Below are 12,544 nucleotides of genomic sequence, written 5' to 3' on the forward strand. Positions count from 1 at the left end.
ATGTACTATACCACGCCGCATGGTATTAAAAAGGAACGGTTTAATGTCGAAGCAATCGCTGATGAAGCTTATGAGGGTCGCGAGCCACCTCAAGAAGTACGACCTCGAAATGAACATGACGCGCCTGCAGGTGCTGCTGCACGTGTCGCGGAAAGGTTCCGAGGGCGCATTGGTCAAAGAAATCGTGACCGCAACGGGCCACACGCAGTCAACTGTTGCCCGAACTCTGGCCCACATGGGGAAGAAGGCGGTAAGGGGACAAGCAGGGTCTCTGGACTGGATCGAGACGCGTCCTGACGACGATGACCCGCGCCGCGTCCGCTGCATCCTGACGCCCAAAGGGCGCACCGTGATCGCAGAACTCGAAGACCTGATGGAGTGACTCGGCGGCATCAGCAACGCCCAGCGCACAACCTAGACGCAAGAGCCGACATGAGAGAACAAAGGAGACAGCCAATGGCAACGCACGAGCTTCCCAGAGGCATCCGCAAACGCGGGGCCAAGTACTTTGTGGACGTGACCCACCAAGGAAAGCGCAAGACGGCCACTGTGGCCACACTGCACGAGGCTATGGCCAAGAAGTCCGAGCTGACTGAGGCACTGACGACCGGGAAGGAGATCAAGGCGACACGCGCCAACGCCGCCGGGTGGACACTGCAGCAGGCGCTGGACAAGGTGCTGTCCCTGCCCAAGCCTGAGGGCTGGAGAGGCTGCAGCTACGAGAAGCAGGCCACACTGAACGTGCAGGACGCCATCAAATTCATGGGGCCTGACGTGAAGCTCGAGGCCATTAATCGTGACCTGATCGATGCGTGGTTGCATGACTGCGAGGCGCGGTCGAATAGCGACAGCACAATCAACCGCAAGGTCTCGGCCCTGTCCAAGGTTCTCAAGCTGGCCATTGAATACGGGGGCCTCGACGCCCTTCCTAAGATGCCCATGCAGCGCAAGGAGCGGGTCAGCCGGATACGCTTCATCACCAAGGACGAGGAGACGGCGCTCTACCAGTTCTTCATCCAGATCGGGCGGGACGACATGGCCGCGTTCGTCATGGTCTTGATCGAGACCGGGATGCGCCGGGGTGAGCTGATGAACCTTCGCCCTGTCGACGTGGACCTCAAGTCTGGGGTGATCATGGTGTACGGCACCGAGGGCAAGGGCACAAAGAACGGCAAGATCCGGTCTGTCGCCATGACCAAGGCTTGCCGGGGTGCGCTGCAGGATCGCATGACAGGCGCAACGTGCTTCGACCTGTCTGTGAGCGACGTGCGTCACCTCTGGGACCGCGCAAGGATGCACCTCGGGCTGGCTGACGACAATGACTTCGTCCTGCATGTGTGCCGCCACACCTGCGCATCGCGTCTGGTCAAGGCCGGGGTCTCCCTGCCCACGGTGCAGCAATGGCTGGGGCACAGCAGCATCACCACGACCATGCGGTACGCGCACCTGTACCCTCAAGACATCATGAACGCAGCCAAAGCGCTGGAAGGAGAAGGCTAATGACCACAGTTTACGGCTACACGATGGACGCCCTAGGCGACATCATCGCTGAACACGAGGCGCTGAAGCCTCTCAAGGGGACCAAGGCATGGGACCGGATGGTCCTGCAGGCGCAGCACGAGAGCCTGCGTAAGGCCTTGACCGCAACACGGCAGAAGATGAAGGCCGTGAACCGCAAGCTGGCGAAGCTGGAAGGAGAAGACTGACATGGATCTGGAAATGTCGTTCGGCACTGCCCACGCTGACGTGTACACCGAGGACGGGGAGCTGTGGGTCGAGCTTTCCGATGAAAAGACCTCAGACCCCTACTACAACAAGCACGTCAAGGTCAGTGACTTGAGGGAACTGATCGCCGCCGTGGAGGACACGGGAAGCCGCAAAGGAGAAGGCTGATGAACAACCCATGGAAACTGGTCGAGACCTTCGGCGGCGAGATCGAGGGCGTCGATGAGGAAGGATACCTCAAGGTCTACGGGCCAGACGGCAACCCGCTCCTGCTGATCAAGGCTGACGAGCTACACGCTGCGCTCATGCAGCACTTTGGAAATGCGAAAGGAGACAAGGGGTGACCACCACCACCGCCAAGCAGTACGAGGCGCGGGACAGAGCGTTCCACAAGTTCGCCACCACGACCGAGGATGCCTCTACACTGCGGGCCTTCAACGCGGGCTGGGAAGCTCGCAAGCAGGCCGAGTACCTGCCGGGGGCGGGGCGTACAACCATGTCCTGCTGGTCCTGCGCCGCATTGATGGAGCGCGGGCGTCAGTGCCGGAAATGTGGATGGCCCTATTAAGTGCCACCATTACACGTCGCTCTTGCACTGCCTGTTTTGGTCGAGTATCAGCAGCCCAGTGCGGGTGTGGCGGAATTGGTAGACGCACTTGGTTTAGGTCCAAGCGCCCATGGCGTGGGGGTTCGAGTCCCTCCACCCGCACCAGTACCCACTCTACCTTCCCAAGTTTGTTGCGGAGCTGTTGCAGATGTTGCGGCAACAGGCCCAAATTCCCCGCAACACTGACAGTGGAACCTTTGTTTTTCAATGGGTTAGCTTTCACCCGCCAGATTTAGGTTCTGGCGCCGCAAGGCGTGGGGGTTCAAGTCCCTTCACCCGCACCATTCCCCCATTCAAACTCCGCATAATCAGACCGCGCTTTGTGTCCTTCTGCGGGCTGGCATCGGGACCTGGGCCGTCAGGGAGCGAGCCTCACCATTGCAGCCCCGCGCGCACCGGGGAGAGACACAGGCGTCACCCCGGCTGGGCCTGAAGGCCCCGCAGCACCTGGGGCAATTGGTCCGGCAGATCCTCGGCGATGAGCCCGGGGCCAAAGCTGCGCGCGCAGTCCACATGTAGCCGCGCGGCTGTCGCGGCTGCATCATGCGGGTCGAAGCTGCGCGCCAAAAGCCCCGCGATGAACCCCGCCAGCACATCCCCCGCACCGGCCGTCGCAAGCCAGGGTGCTGCGCGATCCCCACTGGCGACATTGACCGAACACATGCCGGTTTCATTCGCAATCACGGTGTCGGCCCCTTTGAACAGAACCGTGCAGCCGGCGCGACGGGCGGCTTCCCGGGTGGCGTCCACCTTTGAATAGGCCGGACCGACTGTGGCGGGCTGGGCAAGCTTTTCGGCGATATCGGGAAAGAGCCTCGAAAACTCTCCCCCATGCGGGGTCAGAACGCAGGCCGGATGAAGTGCCTCGAACAGCGCTTCAGGCGCCTCGGCAAAGGCCGTTAGCGCATCGGCATCCAGTACCGTCGCGCGCCCTGCCGCAAGTGCCGCCGGCACAAGGCGACGCGCCCGGTCCAGCCCAAGCCCCGGCCCCAGGCACAGCGCGGAGATGCGGCTGTCTTCCAGAACCGCCGTCAGCGCCCCTGCCCCGTCAATCCGGGTGAGCATCAGGGATGTGATCTGACACGCGACCTCCATCTGTGCCGCAGGCGGAACACCCAGCGTGACCAGCCCCGCGCCGATCCGCAGCGCGCCCCGCGCCGCCAACCGCGCCGCGCCGGTTTGTCCCGCGCCACCGGACAGGATCAACGCATGACCATGGTGATACTTATGCTCGTCAGCCTGTTTTTGCAGATAGGGTGAAGAAGCCTCCGCCGCGCGACACAGATATCGGCCAATCCGCTTGTCCCCGTGCAGCGCGACCAAGGCCTGACGCGATTGGCCTCCGACCTCCGAAACGGGCGCCAGCCCGATGTCCTTGACCACCACGCTCCCACAGTGCTGCGGCCCCTCCGCCAACACATGTCCCAGCTTCCGTGAATGAAATGTAACCGTGAGACCGGCCGGCACCGCAGCCTCTCCGATCACGCGCCCGCTGTCACCGCAAAGCCCCGAGGGCAGATCGACTGCCACCACCTGAGGCGCCTGTCCCACCGCAGGCACTGCGTCCAACGCGACCAGCGGCAGATCCACAGCACGCGTCAACCCGGTGCCAAAGAGCGCATCCACCACCAGATCTGTCGAGGGCCAGATCTGATCCCCCTCAAACGTTTCCGCGGATAACGCCATGACCTCCCCCATCTCCAGCCAGCGCGCATAATTCGCCCGTGCATCCGGTGGCAGCACCGCAGCATCGCCATAGAGAAACACCGTGACGTCCCAACCGCGTGCCTTCAGCAGCCGCGCCACCACAAAACCATCGCCACCATTGTTGCCCGGACCACAGAGCACCACAGCCCGCTTCAGCTTTTCCGAAATATCTCGGGGGACGGCCGCAGGCCGGGGGGCAGCGCCCCCATCCGGCGCAGCCTCATCGCCCAGCTCCGGCCAGGTCTCGAAAATCGCCTCTACCACGCCCGCACCGGCGCGCTCCATCAGCGCCAGCCCGGTCACCGCGCCGCTGTCGATGGCGCTTTTTTCGATCTCACGCATCTGCGCTGCGGTCAGCAATTCGGTCATTCCGCACCCCTTCGATTCACGAATGCCCAATAATTAATCGCATGGCCCAAATTTTCATCACACCATCGGAAAACTGCACATTTCGGCAGCAGGCGCTTCAGCTTACACATTGTGGCGATCAGTTGAAAATGATCTGACCACAGTCGACAAGGTTGCGAGGAGCCCGGACATGAAAAAGATCGAAGCCATCATCAAGCCGTTCAAGCTGGACGAGGTGAAGGAAGCGCTACAGGACGTTGGCGTTCAGGGTCTCTCTGTCATCGAGGTCAAGGGTTTTGGCCGCCAGAAAGGTCATACGGAACTCTATCGCGGTGCGGAATATGTGGTCGACTTTCTGCCCAAGGTGAAGATCGAAGTGGTGCTGGACGACGATCAGGTCGACGCCGCCATCGAGGCCATCGTCGCCGCGGCCAAGACCGACAAGATCGGTGACGGCAAGATCTTTGTCAGCCCGATCGAACAGGCGGTTCGCATCCGGACCGGCGAATCCGGCTCCGACGCCCTCTAACCGAACACCAATGCGGCGCAATATCCCGCACCGCAGATCACCCAACACCCGAAATACCCAAGTTTTCTGACGGAGGAAGAACTTCAAATGAGCAAGGACGCAGTTCTCAAGCTGATCAAGGATGAAGAGGCAGATTATGTCGACATCCGCTTCACCGACCCGCGTGGCAAGCTTCAGCACGTGACCCTGATGTCGGATCAGGTCGACGAAGACTTCCTCGAAGAAGGCTTCATGTTCGACGGTTCCTCCATCGCAGGCTGGAAATCCATCGAAGCCTCCGACATGAAGCTGATCCCGGACACCAACTCCGCCTATGTGGATCCCTTCTACGCGGAAAAAACCATCTGCATTCACTGCTCCGTGGTCGAGCCCGACACCGGCGAAGCCTATGAGCGCGACCCGCGCGGCACCGCCGAAAAAGCCGAAGCCTATCTGAAGGCCTCCGGCATCGGCGATGTGGCCTACATGGGCCCGGAAGCGGAATTCTTCCTCTTTGATGATGTGCGGTTCTCCAACACCATCAACAAAGTGTCCTATGAGGTCGACGCAACCGACGCCTCCTGGAACTCCGATGCGGAATTCGAGACCGGCAACATGGGCCACCGTCCGGGCGTCAAGGGCGGCTACTTCCCGGTGAACCCGATCGACGAAGCACAAGACCTGCGCTCCGAGATGCTCTCCACCATGAAGCGTCTGGGCATGAAAGTCGACAAGCACCACCACGAGGTGGCGTCCTGCCAGCACGAGCTGGGCCTGATCTTCGACAGCCTGACCAAACAGGCCGACGAGCTGCAAAAGTACAAATACGTGATCCACAATGTGGCCCACGCCTACGGCAAATCCGCCACCTTCATGCCCAAGCCGATCGCCGGCGACAACGGCACCGGCATGCATGTGAACATGTCGATCTGGAAAGACGGCAAGCCGCTCTTTGCAGGTGACAAATACGCGGATCTCTCCGACGAGGCGCTGTACTTCATCGGCGGCATCCTGAAGCATGCCAAGACGCTGAATGCCTTCACCAACCCGGCCACCAACTCCTACAAGCGCCTGATCCCCGGCTTCGAAGCTCCGGTTCTGCGCGCCTATTCCGCCCGTAACCGCTCCGGCTGCGTGCGTATCCCGTGGACCGAATCCCCGAAGGCAAAGCGCGTCGAGGCCCGCTTCCCCGATCCGGCCGCAAACCCCTACCTGGCGTTTGCAGCCCTGCTGATGGCCGGCCTGGACGGCATCAAGAACAAGATCGATCCGGGCGAAGCCATGGACAAAAACCTCTACGATCTGCCCGCAGAGGAACTGGCCGACATCCCGACCGTTTGCGGCTCCCTGCGCGAAGCGCTGGAAGCACTGGCCTCCGATCACGACTTCCTGCTCCAGGGCGACGTGTTCACCAAGGACCAGATCGAAGGCTACATCGACCTCAAGATGGAAGAAGTCGAAGCCTACGAGCACACCCCGCACCCGGTGGAATACCAGCTGTACTACAGCTGCTGATCCGCGGTTCGAAGCAGCGTGTTATCAGGGCGTCCCTTCGGGGGCGCCTTTTTTCGTCGATGCCACCACTGAGCGCCGTATCTGTCGCTGTGTCGCAGGTTTGTTTATTGACTGGTCAGTTAATATACGCCAGTCTGAGGACGAGCCGCACCTGTTGGGGGTGGCTCGACGACTCATACGTCACGGATGTGTCCCGCATATGGGCCAGTTGTTGTGGCAGGGGCGCCTTACCCTCCCAGGGGGCGCCCTTTCTTTTCCGCGCATATCTTCCTGTTGGTCCCCCGGTATTTCCTGTTGAGCCCCTGCTCCCGGTCCTGTAGGTCTGCCCGCCTTGAGCCGCATGAGAGCCGCCCCATGACACAGATCTCCCCCGCCCCGACCACGCTTGGCATCGACTTTGGCACCTCGAATTCCGCCGCCGGGGTGACGGTGGCGGGCCGCCCCTGGCTCGTGGAACTGGAGCCGGGCGAAACCACGCTGCCCACCGCCGTATTCTTTGACAGCGATACCAAGGCACGCCGGATCGGACGCAGCGCCACCCGCGCCCTGATTGAGGGCGACGAGGGCCGGTTCATGCGTGCACTCAAGAGCCTGCTGGGCACCTCGCTCCTTTATGAAAAGCGCCGCTTGGGCGGTGAGATGATGGATTTCTCCGATGTCATTGCGCATTTCCTGCGCGAAGTGAAAACCCGCGCCGAGACGGCAACACGACTGGAGTTCACCCATGCGCTTTCGGGGCGGCCGGTAAAATTTCACTCCAGGGACGAGGCCCGCAATGCCCGCGCCGAAGAAGACCTGCGCCATTGTTATCAAAAGGCCGGGTTTCAGGATGTGCAGTTCATGTATGAACCCGAAGCCGCCCTTCGTGCCGCCCGTCCGCATCCGGGCATCGGTCTTGTGGTGGATATCGGCGGTGGTACATCGGACTTCACCTGCTTTGAGCAGGACGACAGCGGCGGCACGCGTATCCTCGCAAGCCACGGCCTGCGTCTGGGCGGCACCGATTTTGACCGCCAGATCAGCATTGACCATGTGATGCCGCATCTGGGGCGTGGTGCGATGATCCGTAACAGCTTTGGCGGGGGCAGCCTGCCGGCGCCCAATCGGATCTTCAATGATCTCGCCACATGGCAGATGATCCCCTTCCTCTATGGGCCCGACACCCGCCGCGCGGCGCGCGATCTGGCGCAGAACGCCGAAGATTCCAGCGGGCTGAACCGTCTGCTGCAAGTGCTGGAGGATGAGCTGGGCCATGATCTGGCCTTTGCGACTGAGGCCGGGAAGATCCGCGCCAATTGCGCCACCGAGGAGACCGCGCAGATCGATCTGCGCATTGTCGAGCCTGGCCTCTCCGCCGCCCTGCCCCGCGCCGCGCTTGAACAGTCGCTGACGCAGATGGTGCAGGCCATTCAGGATGAGGCAACCGAGACCCTGCGCCTGGCCGGCGTGTCCCCCGGCGACGTCAACCGCTGCGTCATGGTGGGCGGGTCTGCGTTGCTGATGGCGGTGCGTGCCGCGCTTCAGGATCTCTGCCCCACCGCAGAGATCGAGACAGAGCGCGCAATGACGGCTGTGGCCGATGGGCTGGCGCTGGCTGCGCAGGATGCCGCCTTCTGAGCAAAGCTCCCCGTAAAAAGGGGGTGAAAGCCCGGCCTCTGCCGCGTAAGTTTCCCTTGGACATCCGCCAGTTTCAGAGGGTTCTTTCATGCTGTTTTCCCGTTTTGCGGCCCTGGGCCTTGCCGCCAGCCTTACCATCGCAACCCCAATCACCGGTCTTGCGGCCAGTTGCGGTAATACCTCTGCGGGGTTTGAGGCGTGGAAAGCGGAGTTTGCCCGCACCGCCAAACGCGCGGGCGTCCGTCAGGCGGGGCTCAATGCACTGGCGCAGACGCGTTATGCCACCGGCACCATCGCAGCGGATCGCAACCAGAAGAGCTTTAAATACAGTCTGGAAAAATTCATGCAGGTGCGCGGGGCCACGACCATCGTCGCACAGGGGCGCAAGCACAAGGCCCGCAATGCCGCGTTTTTTGCATCTCTGGAGCGCAAATATGGCGTGCCCGCAGGGTTGCTTATTGCCATTCACGGCATGGAAACCGCCTTTGGCAATTATATGGGCGACAGTCAGGTGGTCTCGTCCATCGTGACCCTGACCTATGATTGCCGCCGTTCGGAGTTTTTTGAGCCCCACGCCATTGGCGCGCTAAAGCTGGTGGATCAGGGTGCGATCACCATGGCGACCAAGGGCGCCAAACACGGAGAGCTGGGGCATACGCAGTTCCTGCCCGGCAACGCGCTGAACTACGGTCAGGACTGGAACCGCGACGGGCGGGTGGATTTCTATGACATGGGGGACGCCCTGGCCTCCACCGCTTATTTCCTGCGCAAGAAAGGCTGGCGTCCGGGCCGTGGCTATCAGCCGGGCGAGCCCAACTACAAAGTCCTGAAACAATGGAACGCCGCCACGGTCTATCAGCAATCGCTGGCGATCATGGGGCGGCAGATCGACGGCTGATCGAGTCTCCGCAAAGGGTTAAAAACAATCAACGCGCCGGTCGCGGGATTGTAAAAGCTGCGGCATCAATATGGCCGTGCGCCGCCAGTATTTCGACGCATTTTCAGCCCGCATCGCGCCGCTAAATCCATATCCCTCTGTTTTTATTAAAACTTTTTGATTGACGAAATATCGCGACCGAAGCCCCGGGAAATATTCAAAAACCGGCGGATACGCCCAATTTTCTGCGTGTTCGGCCTCTACATTGGTTGGGAACACAACCGATGGAGGATTTCACGGTGCTGGATCAGATTACACAGAATGTGTCCGCCACGGCCTTTCGCGGCAAGCTGGGCTTTTCCGAACGGGATGAGACGGCCCTGTCCACCGCCTGCACTCTGGTCGTGCAAACGCTTGAGGAATTTGGTCACGAGGTCGATCAGTTCCACGCCAAACGCGCCCATCGCGTCACGCTGGAATGCGATCACTATATCGTCGACCTGCGACACCGCCGCAGCCCTGCGCCCATGCGTCAGAGCGATGGCGTGGCCTGTCGCTGCCAGCTTGATGTGACCTTCACGCCCCGGTTCCCGGAGCGCACCGATGCCGAACTGACCGAAATGCTGCTGGCCCGCAGCCTGCAAGCGCTGTTGTCGCAGCTGGACGCCAGCTCTGTCGAATGGCTGGATACGGCGGTCATTCTGGACCGCGACGCGTTTCTCTCGGCCTTTGCCGCCGAGACCGCTGAGCCCGCGGAGGATGTGTCTGTGCGGGACATTCAGCTGCCGATCACCGATCCAAACGCCACAGCCGTGCCTCAGCCAACGCCCGAGGAGACCGATCTGGCACAGCCGATCCGCGCCTATGACACCTACGCCGCACGCCAAGGGACGTCGGAGAGTACCGCCGCACCGGCCGCGCCCCATACGACGGCCCAGCCCGGAAGCCCGCAGCGGTTTGCCCCGGTGGAGGAAACCTTTGGCAGCCTGACCGAAGCCTGCGACCGGATCATCGAGCGCCGCGATGGTCCCCGCCCGGCCCGGCATCTGGGCAACGCCTGTCGCAAGCTGGGCACCTCGCTGTCAAAGCGCGGATGGACCGCCAATACCACGTCGGCCTGGGTGCTGACGCTGGTGATGACCCTGCTCGCCCTGCCGCTTGGCATCACTGCGGCTGCGGTCAATCTGGTGCGCGGCGGCGACATGCGATTCAGCGTGCAGATGCTGGCGGTCATGGCCCTGTTGATGTTCCTGCAATCCTCCGGCCTGGTGCACGCCGCGCTATACTGACCGGTTGCACACACCTGAGATACGCCCCGTAACACATTCGTGTTGCGGGGTTTTATATTATGTGGCGCCCGCCACCGCCTGCCACTGTTGCAGCACATCGGCGCGACGCATCACGGTGGTGTGGATCGAAAACACCACTGCACGGCTCTGCGGCAGGCGGTAGATCGACTGCAATTCGCTGCGCATGTAGTGCTCGGTCTCCGGCGTCGAGGTGGCGCGTGGATCGCGCTCCAGCCTGGGTTGATGCAGGCTTGGGTCCGCATACCACAGCGCGTTGAAACGCCAGAGCGGCCGCCCCACCTGCACCCCGTCAAACAACCGCTGCACGCGGCGTGCAATCCCCGCGTCATAGTCTTTGACTGGCTCGTGGATCGCCAGCAGCGGTTTCATGAACTTTTCCGCAAGCGTCCAACTGGCGGGGAAACACAATACAGCCGCCGTCAGCACATGTTCATCGCCATCTTCGGGCCTCTCCAGGATACAGAAATCCTGCTGTGCGATCCGGCCAAGGGTCTCCATCGGCTGGGCGCGATTGATCGCAACCTTCACACCATCTGGCCGGGTGACGTGGTCTACATCAGTGTCTGCGCCATAGCGCACCGCCAGCACATGATCGAGCAACTCTTGCGCGGCTGGTGCGGCCCCCGCATCCATCGCCAATACCGCATCGGGGTGATCGCGCAGCAACCGCTCCCGCTCTGCCACTTGCGCGGCAAACCCGGCGTCAAAGCGCAGCCAATCCTCCGGCTTGAGCGGCTGAATGCCGGGCAATGGGCGCGGGGCAAGCGGATTATAGGGAATGGAGGTCTGGAGAATCTCTGTCATGTGCAAGCCATAGCACCGCTGTCGAAACTGTGCACGACTGTACAGTTTCTGGCCGCAGCCACTGTTTCAAACACGCCAGTCCCGCCAATTCGGCCAAAACGGACATGCTCCGGGTCGCATTTGGGAACGCCACGCCGCGCAAGCCCCGGCAGGCTGAGGCCAAAGAGCCAGGGAGGCGGAGATGAACGAACACTTTCGGGATCGTCGAAAGATCGACCCCAGCCGCGGGTCCGTGTTGGGCGACGGCAGCCCCAATGACAACGACCGGATCGAGATTGGTCCGACGCAGCTGGCGTTTTCGGAATGGACGGCGGCAGGGCTGGAGCTGCCCAATCTGGAGGCGATGCGCCACTACCGCTGGCAGCGGCTGACGCAGGCGATCGTGGAGCGCGGCTATGGCGGACTGCTGATGTTTGATCCGCTCAACATCCGCTACGCCACCGACAGCACCAATATGCAGCTGTGGAACACCCATAACCCGTTTCGCGCGCTGCTGCTGTGCGCGGATGGCTACATGGTGCTTTGGGACTACAAGAACTCGCCGTTTCTGTCGACGTTCAACCCATTGGTGCGCGAACAGCGCTCCGGCGCGGACCTGTTCTACTTTGATCGGGGCGACAAGGTGGATGTCGCCGCCGATGCGCTCTCGAATGAGATCCGCGTGCTGATCGGCGAACATGGCGGCGGCAATATGCGCCTCGCGGTGGACAAGGTCATGCTGCACGGGCTGCGCGCACTTGAGGCGCAAGGGTTCGAGGTCATGGAAGGTGAGGAAGTCACCGAAAAGGCCCGCGCAATCAAGGGCAAGGACGAGATCCTTGCCATGCGCTGTGCGTCCCATGCCTGCGAGACCGCCGTGCAGGCGATGGAAGATTTTGCCCGCGCCAATGTCGGCGATGGCAAGACCTCGGAGGATGACATCTGGGCGGTTCTACATGCGGAGAACATCCGCCGGGGGGGCGAATGGATCGAGACGCGGCTGCTGGCCTCCGGTCCGCGCACGAACCCGTGGTTTCAGGAATGCGGCCCGCGCATCACGCAGCGCAACGAGATCATCTCCTTTGATACCGATCTGGTGGGCAGCTACGGGATTTGCGTCGATATTTCCCGCAGTTGGTGGATCGGCGATCAAAAGCCGCGCCCGGACATGATCTATGCGATGCAGCATGCGCATGAACACATCATGACCAATATGGAAATGCTGAAACCGGGCGTGATGATCCCGGAGCTGACCGCAGGCACCCATGTTCTGGACGCAAAATATCAGGCGCAGAAATACGGCTGCCTGATGCATGGTGTGGGGCTTTGTGACGAATGGCCCTTGGTGGCCTACCCGGATCAGGCGGTGGCAGGTGCGTTTGACTATGCGCTGGAGCCGGGGATGGTGCTCTGTGTGGAGGCCTTGGTGGGCGAGGTCGGCGGCGATTTCTCTATCAAGCTCGAAGATCAGGTTCTGATAACCGAGGATGGATATGAGAACCTGACCACCTACCCCTTTGATCCCGCGCTCATGGGGCAGATATAAT

The 12,544-nt window shown here is 61.6% G+C and carries 14 protein-coding genes and 1 tRNA gene; 13 read left to right on the forward strand and 2 right to left on the reverse strand.

The genetic code is table 11. The features are described 5' to 3' along the window. The first annotated feature begins 43 nt into the window (after positions 1–43). The 7 genes from MHM88_RS11370 to MHM88_RS11400 all read left to right on the forward strand — a co-directional run bounded on the left by MHM88_RS11370 (position 44) and on the right by MHM88_RS11400 (position 2,437). Positions 44–382: a MarR family winged helix-turn-helix transcriptional regulator gene (locus MHM88_RS11370; RefSeq protein ID WP_239364690.1), complete on the forward strand. Its 339-nt coding sequence runs from the start codon at positions 44–46 to the stop codon at positions 380–382. Positions 383–456: 74 nt separating this feature from the next. Then, positions 457–1,500, forward strand: a complete 1,044-nt coding sequence (locus MHM88_RS11375; RefSeq protein ID WP_239364693.1) for a site-specific integrase — start codon at positions 457–459, stop codon at positions 1,498–1,500. After that, complete coding sequence (locus MHM88_RS11380; protein WP_239364696.1) at positions 1,500–1,706, forward strand: hypothetical protein; 207 nt, start codon at positions 1,500–1,502, stop codon at positions 1,704–1,706. Before MHM88_RS11375 ends, MHM88_RS11380 begins: the two co-directional genes overlap by 1 nt. A 1-nt stretch (position 1,707) precedes the next feature. Further along, positions 1,708–1,893, forward strand: a complete 186-nt coding sequence (locus tag MHM88_RS11385; protein ID WP_239364698.1) for a hypothetical protein — start codon at positions 1,708–1,710, stop codon at positions 1,891–1,893. Further along, complete coding sequence (locus tag MHM88_RS11390) at positions 1,893–2,069, forward strand: hypothetical protein (RefSeq protein ID WP_239364700.1); 177 nt, start codon at positions 1,893–1,895, stop codon at positions 2,067–2,069. The genes MHM88_RS11385 and MHM88_RS11390 overlap by 1 nt, the downstream gene beginning before the upstream one ends. Next, complete coding sequence (locus tag MHM88_RS11395; RefSeq protein WP_239364702.1) at positions 2,066–2,293, forward strand: hypothetical protein; 228 nt, start codon at positions 2,066–2,068, stop codon at positions 2,291–2,293. Before MHM88_RS11390 ends, MHM88_RS11395 begins: the two co-directional genes overlap by 4 nt. Before the next feature lie 60 nt (positions 2,294–2,353). Continuing rightward, positions 2,354–2,437: transfer RNA gene (locus tag MHM88_RS11400), tRNA-Leu, on the forward strand. 309 nt (positions 2,438–2,746) lie between these two features. Here the strand turns inward: MHM88_RS11400 and MHM88_RS11405 are convergent. Further along, complete coding sequence (locus MHM88_RS11405; RefSeq protein WP_239364704.1) at positions 2,747–4,408, reverse strand: NAD(P)H-hydrate dehydratase; 1,662 nt, start codon at positions 4,406–4,408, stop codon at positions 2,747–2,749. 169 nt (positions 4,409–4,577) lie between these two features. Here MHM88_RS11405 and MHM88_RS11410 point away from each other — a divergent pair, with 169 nt between their 5' ends. The 5 genes from MHM88_RS11410 to MHM88_RS11430 all read left to right on the forward strand — a co-directional run bounded on the left by MHM88_RS11410 (position 4,578) and on the right by MHM88_RS11430 (position 10,193). Beyond that, the gene (locus MHM88_RS11410) at positions 4,578–4,916 is read left to right on the forward strand and encodes a P-II family nitrogen regulator (RefSeq protein WP_239319636.1); all 339 of its coding nucleotides are present in this window, start codon (positions 4,578–4,580) and stop codon (positions 4,914–4,916) included. Positions 4,917–5,003: 87 nt separating this feature from the next. Further along, entirely contained in the window at positions 5,004–6,410 is a 1,407-nt protein-coding gene (glnA, locus tag MHM88_RS11415) for a type I glutamate--ammonia ligase (protein WP_239319635.1), read from the forward strand. A gap of 354 nt (positions 6,411–6,764) precedes the next feature. Beyond that, positions 6,765–8,027 (forward strand): Hsp70 family protein, encoded by a 1,263-nt coding sequence (locus MHM88_RS11420; RefSeq protein WP_239364708.1) that lies wholly within the window; start codon positions 6,765–6,767, stop codon positions 8,025–8,027. An 88-nt stretch (positions 8,028–8,115) separates the two neighbouring features. Beyond that, positions 8,116–8,925 carry a lytic transglycosylase domain-containing protein gene (locus MHM88_RS11425; RefSeq protein WP_239364712.1) on the forward strand — a complete coding sequence of 270 codons (810 nt, stop codon included), beginning with the start codon at positions 8,116–8,118 and terminating at the stop codon, positions 8,923–8,925. 263 nt (positions 8,926–9,188) lie between these two features. Beyond that, on the forward strand, positions 9,189–10,193 hold the full coding sequence (locus MHM88_RS11430; protein WP_239364715.1) for a hypothetical protein: 1,005 nt from the start codon (positions 9,189–9,191) through the stop codon (positions 10,191–10,193). Positions 10,194–10,250: 57 nt separating this feature from the next. On the opposite strand, the gene MHM88_RS11435 is transcribed toward MHM88_RS11430, so the two are convergent. After that, positions 10,251–11,018 (reverse strand): DUF3445 domain-containing protein, encoded by a 768-nt coding sequence (locus tag MHM88_RS11435; protein ID WP_239364718.1) that lies wholly within the window; start codon positions 11,016–11,018, stop codon positions 10,251–10,253. A 181-nt stretch (positions 11,019–11,199) separates the two neighbouring features. Here MHM88_RS11435 and dddP point away from each other — a divergent pair, with 181 nt between their 5' ends. Continuing rightward, the gene (gene dddP / locus MHM88_RS11440) at positions 11,200–12,543 is read left to right on the forward strand and encodes a dimethylsulfonioproprionate lyase DddP (protein WP_239364721.1); all 1,344 of its coding nucleotides are present in this window, start codon (positions 11,200–11,202) and stop codon (positions 12,541–12,543) included. The last annotated feature ends 1 nt before the right edge of the window (position 12,544 follow it).

The sequence above is a fragment of the Epibacterium sp. MM17-32 genome, from assembly GCF_022348205.1.
Taxonomy (GTDB): domain Bacteria; phylum Pseudomonadota; class Alphaproteobacteria; order Rhodobacterales; family Rhodobacteraceae; genus Epibacterium.

What these genes read in the sequence shown, in the direction of transcription:
- MHM88_RS11370 (WP_239364690.1), top strand. Translation starts at nt 44, where the DNA reads ATGTCGAAGCAATCGCTGATGAAGCTTATGAGGGTCGCGAGCCACCTC.
- MHM88_RS11375 (WP_239364693.1), top strand. Translation starts at nt 457, where the DNA reads ATGGCAACGCACGAGCTTCCCAGAGGCATCCGCAAACGCGGGGCCAAG.
- MHM88_RS11380 (WP_239364696.1), top strand. Translation starts at nt 1,500, where the DNA reads ATGACCACAGTTTACGGCTACACGATGGACGCCCTAGGCGACATCATC.
- MHM88_RS11385 (WP_239364698.1), top strand. Translation starts at nt 1,708, where the DNA reads ATGGATCTGGAAATGTCGTTCGGCACTGCCCACGCTGACGTGTACACC.
- MHM88_RS11390 (WP_239364700.1), top strand. Translation starts at nt 1,893, where the DNA reads ATGAACAACCCATGGAAACTGGTCGAGACCTTCGGCGGCGAGATCGAG.
- MHM88_RS11405 (WP_239364704.1), bottom strand. Translation starts at nt 4,408, where the DNA reads ATGACCGAATTGCTGACCGCAGCGCAGATGCGTGAGATCGAAAAAAGC.
- MHM88_RS11410 (WP_239319636.1), top strand. Translation starts at nt 4,578, where the DNA reads ATGAAAAAGATCGAAGCCATCATCAAGCCGTTCAAGCTGGACGAGGTG.
- glnA (WP_239319635.1), top strand. Translation starts at nt 5,004, where the DNA reads ATGAGCAAGGACGCAGTTCTCAAGCTGATCAAGGATGAAGAGGCAGAT.
- MHM88_RS11420 (WP_239364708.1), top strand. Translation starts at nt 6,765, where the DNA reads ATGACACAGATCTCCCCCGCCCCGACCACGCTTGGCATCGACTTTGGC.
- MHM88_RS11425 (WP_239364712.1), top strand. Translation starts at nt 8,116, where the DNA reads ATGCTGTTTTCCCGTTTTGCGGCCCTGGGCCTTGCCGCCAGCCTTACC.
- MHM88_RS11430 (WP_239364715.1), top strand. Translation starts at nt 9,189, where the DNA reads ATGGAGGATTTCACGGTGCTGGATCAGATTACACAGAATGTGTCCGCC.
- MHM88_RS11435 (WP_239364718.1), bottom strand. Translation starts at nt 11,018, where the DNA reads ATGACAGAGATTCTCCAGACCTCCATTCCCTATAATCCGCTTGCCCCG.
- dddP (WP_239364721.1), top strand. Translation starts at nt 11,200, where the DNA reads ATGAACGAACACTTTCGGGATCGTCGAAAGATCGACCCCAGCCGCGGG.